General features: G+C 62.2%; 3 protein-coding genes and 2 tRNA genes. All 5 read right to left on the bottom strand.

The genetic code is table 11. The features are described from left to right. Nucleotides 1-17: 17 nt before the first annotated feature. A tRNA-Arg gene (locus Q7J58_RS21930) sits at nt 18-94 on the bottom strand. A 60-nt stretch (nt 95-154) separates the two neighbouring features. After that, nucleotides 155-231: transfer RNA gene (locus Q7J58_RS21925), tRNA-Pro, on the bottom strand. A gap of 177 nt (nt 232-408) precedes the next feature. Further along, nucleotides 409-1,668, bottom strand: a complete 1,260-nt coding sequence (locus Q7J58_RS21920) for an acyl-CoA dehydrogenase family protein (protein ID WP_304832101.1) — start codon at nt 1,666-1,668, stop codon at nt 409-411. A 40-nt stretch (nt 1,669-1,708) separates the two neighbouring features. Further along, on the bottom strand, nt 1,709-2,794 hold the full coding sequence (locus Q7J58_RS21915) for a phosphotransferase (protein WP_304832099.1): 1,086 nt from the start codon (nt 2,792-2,794) through the stop codon (nt 1,709-1,711). A 61-nt stretch (nt 2,795-2,855) separates the two neighbouring features. Then, a complete protein-coding gene (locus Q7J58_RS21910) occupies nt 2,856-3,575 on the bottom strand; it encodes a Crp/Fnr family transcriptional regulator (RefSeq protein ID WP_304832098.1) in 720 nt (239 codons plus the stop codon). Between the last annotated feature and the right edge of the window lie 23 nt (nt 3,576-3,598).

Genomic DNA, 3,598 nt, shown 5'->3' with positions numbered 1-3,598 from the left:
TTTATGATATTTACTAATGGCCTGCCCGGAGGGACTCGAACCCCCGACCTGCTGCTTAGAAGGCAGCTGCTCTATCCGGTTGAGCTACGGGCAGACAAGGTCTGTGGGAAGACCATGAAAAAAGGCCCACGGAGTGGGCCTTTTTTGTTTTCTATGGTCGGAGCGGCGGGATTCGAACTCGCGACCCTCTGCTCCCAAAGCAGATGCGCTACCAGGCTGCGCTACGCTCCGACTAAGCTTCGAATTATAGACACTTTAGAGGGGTATTTTGAGTGCCGCTCGCTTTTTTCAGCGTATTTTGTATCGGGCCTGTCCGGACAGGCCGTCTCGGGTGTTGCGGCTTGGCTTGGGAGCGCCTCATCTGCCGCGCTGTTGCTGGGTCGGTACGCTGAGGCGCAGGGCCGAGGCTCAACAGCCGCGTGTTACGGGCATGTCCACCTCGGTTTTCACCACCATGTGCTTGGACAGTTCCAGTTTCGCGATGGATTGGCGGTGCACTTCGTCGGGGCCGTCGGCCAGGCGCAGGGTGCGCTGGTTGGCGTAGCTGTAGGCGAGTGGGAAATCATCGCTGACACCGCCACCGCCATGGGCCTGAATGGCCATGTCGATGATGTCGCAAGCCATGTTGGGCGCCACCACCTTGATCATGGCGATTTCGGCCTTGGCCACTTTGTTGCCCACAGTGTCCATCATGTACGCGGCCTTGAGCGTGAGCAGGCGGGCCATTTCAATGCGGCAGCGTGCATCGGCAATGCGTTCGTGCCAGACCGATTGGGCCGACACCGGTTTGCCAAAAGCCACGCGGGAATTGAGGCGCTGGCACATGAGTTCCAGCGCGCGTTCGGCCGCGCCAATGGAGCGCATGCAGTGGTGGATGCGGCCCGGGCCCAGGCGGCCTTGGGCGATTTCGAATCCTCGGCCCTCGCCCAACAGCAGGTTGCCCACGGGCACGCGCACATTTTCCAGCAGCACTTCCATGTGACCGTGTGGTGCGTCGTCGTAGCCAAACACGCTGAGCGGGCGCACCACGGTGATGCCCTTGGCGTTGGAGGGCACGACGATCATGGACTGCTGCGAGTGCCGGGGTGCGTCCGGGTTGGTTTTTCCCATGACGATATAGACCGCGCAACGCGGGTCGCCCGCACCCGACGACCACCACTTGCGGCCGTTGATGACGTACTCGTCGCCGTCGCGTTCAATGCGGCACTGGATGTTGGTCGCGTCGGACGAGGCCACTTCAGGCTCGGTCATCAGGAAGGCCGAGCGAAACTCGCCTTTGAGCAGCGGCTCCAGCCACTGGTCTTTCAGTTCTTCGCTGGCGTAGCGCTCCAAGGTTTCCATGTTGCCGGTGTCGGGGGCTGAGCAGTTGAACACCTCGGCGGCAAACGGTACACGCCCCATGATTTCGCACAGGGGCGCGTATTCCAGGTTGGACAGGCCTTCGGGCGCACGCGGGCTCTTGGGCAGGAACAGGTTCCACAGGCCAGCGGCGCGGGCTTTGGGCTTGAGCTCTTCGATGATGGTGGTGGGAATCCATGCGTTGCCATGGGCACGGTTGGCCGCAATTTCAGCGAAGAAACGCGCTTCGTTGGGGTAGATGTGCTCGTCCATGAACGCGAGCAGGCGAGCGCGCATGTCCTTGACTTTGTCGGTGTAATCGAAGTTCATCGGGTCTCCTGTGGGTAGAAAAGGGGGTTGTGGCTGAGCTTCAGGCCGGCTGGGCAAAGCGCCAGGCCAGTTCGGCCATGGGGCGGGCGCCAGCGGCCGACTTCACGGCTTGCGCGCTCGACGCGGTGCCGGTTTCAACGCGTTTGGCGATGCCTTGCAGAATGGCCGCCAGACGGAACATGTTGTAGGCCAGGTAAAAATTCCAGTCGGCCTGGAGCTGCTCAGGCGTGGCAAAGCCGGTGCGTTCGCAATACAGCGCGATGTAGTCGGCCTCGGTGGGAATGCCCAACGCCTGCACATCGAGCCCGCCAATGCCACGGAACAGGCCGGGGGGGATGTGCCAGGACATGCAGTGGTAACTGAAGTCGGCCAGCGGATGGCCCAGGGTGGACAGCTCCCAGTCGAGCACCGCGAGCACGCGCGGCTCGGTGGGGTGGAACATGAGGTTGTCCAGCCGGTAGTCGCCGTGTACCACCGATACCAGGGACGCGTCGCGCGCCATGGCGGGAATGTTTTGTGGCAGCCATGCCATCAGCCGATCCATTTCGGCAATGGGTTGCGTGACCGACGCCACGTACTGCTTGCTCCAGCGGCCAATCTGGCGCTCAAAATAATTACCTGGTTTGCCGTAACTCTCCAGCCCGATGGCCATGGGGTCCACCGTGTGCAGGGCGGCCATGACGCGGTTCATTTCGTTGTAGATGGCGCCGCGCTGCTCGCGTGTCATGTCGGGCAGGGCCTGGTCCCACATGACGCGGCCATCGACGCATTCCATGACGTAAAAAGCCCGCCCAATGACCGACTCGTCTTCGCACAGCACATGCATCTGTGCCACGGGCACACCGGTGCCGTGCAGGGCGCTCATGACGCGGTATTCGCGCTCAATGGCGTGGGCCGATGGCAGCAGCTTGGCCACCGGGCCGGGTTTGGCGCGCATCACATAGGCCCGTTGGGGTGTGATGAGCTTGTACGTGGGGTTGGACTGGCCGCCTTTGAACATTTCCACCGACAGTGGCCCGCTGAAGCCAGGGAGGTGGACTTGCAGCCACTGCTGCAGGGCGGTGGTGTCAAACGCGTGCTGGTCTGACACCGCGCGGGTGCCGGTGAAGTTGTGTGTGTCGCTCATGCGGGAAGCCTTGTGTGAGAGGGAATATGAACCTGACCTCCCAGCGCCCGCTGGACGGGGGTCAGGTGTCGGCTTCGGCGATGCGCATCAGCATCTCGCGGTTGCGCACCACCAGTCCGCCCTGCTCGATGCGGATCGCGTTTTCGCGCTCCATCGATTTGAGCTCCTGGTTGACCCGCTGGCGCGATGCGCCCAGCAGCTGCGCCAACTCTTCCTGTGCCAGTTGCAGGCCAATGCGCATTTCGTTGCCGTCCGACAGGCACGGCACGCCGTAGCTGCGCACCAGGTGCAGCAGCTGTTTGGCCAGCCGGGCGCGCAAGGGCAGTGTGTTCAGGTCTTCCACCAAGCCAAACAGGGTGCGGATACGCCTGGCCTGCAAGCGCATGAGCGCTTCGTACAACTCCACGTGCACGCTCAGAATTTTCTGAAAATCGTTGCGGGCCACACACAGCAAGGTGGTGGGGCCGTGGGCGTAGGCATCGTGGGTGCGTTGGTCGCCGTCGAACATGGCCACGTCGCCGAACCACACACCGGGTTCCACATAGGTCAATGTGATCTGTTTGCCCGAGAGCGACGTGGAGCTCACGCGCACCGCGCCCTTGGCCACGGCCGTCCACTCGGTGGGCGGGTCGCCCCGGGCAACGATCAGGTCGCTGTCTTTGTATCGCTTGACGTAGGCGCATCGGAGTATGTCGTGACGCAGGGAGGGTGAAAGGCTGCTGAACCAGCGACCACTGTTGATCGCCTCGCGTTCTTCCATTGTCAGAATCGGTTCGTCCATGGGCTGTCTTATGAGTGACTGAA

Source organism: Hydrogenophaga sp., from assembly GCF_030656115.1.
GTDB lineage: Bacteria > Pseudomonadota > Gammaproteobacteria > Burkholderiales > Burkholderiaceae_C > Hydrogenophaga.
Note: the sequence above shows the minus strand (reverse complement) of the source record. Positions and strands in the feature narration are given on the sequence as shown.

Coding starts and splice junctions, on each gene's coding strand:
- Q7J58_RS21920 (WP_304832101.1), bottom strand. CDS start 1,668: ATGAACTTCGATTACACCGACAAAGTCAAGGACATGCGCGCTCGCCTG.
- Q7J58_RS21915 (WP_304832099.1), bottom strand. CDS start 2,794: ATGAGCGACACACACAACTTCACCGGCACCCGCGCGGTGTCAGACCAG.
- Q7J58_RS21910 (WP_304832098.1), bottom strand. CDS start 3,575: ATGGACGAACCGATTCTGACAATGGAAGAACGCGAGGCGATCAACAGT.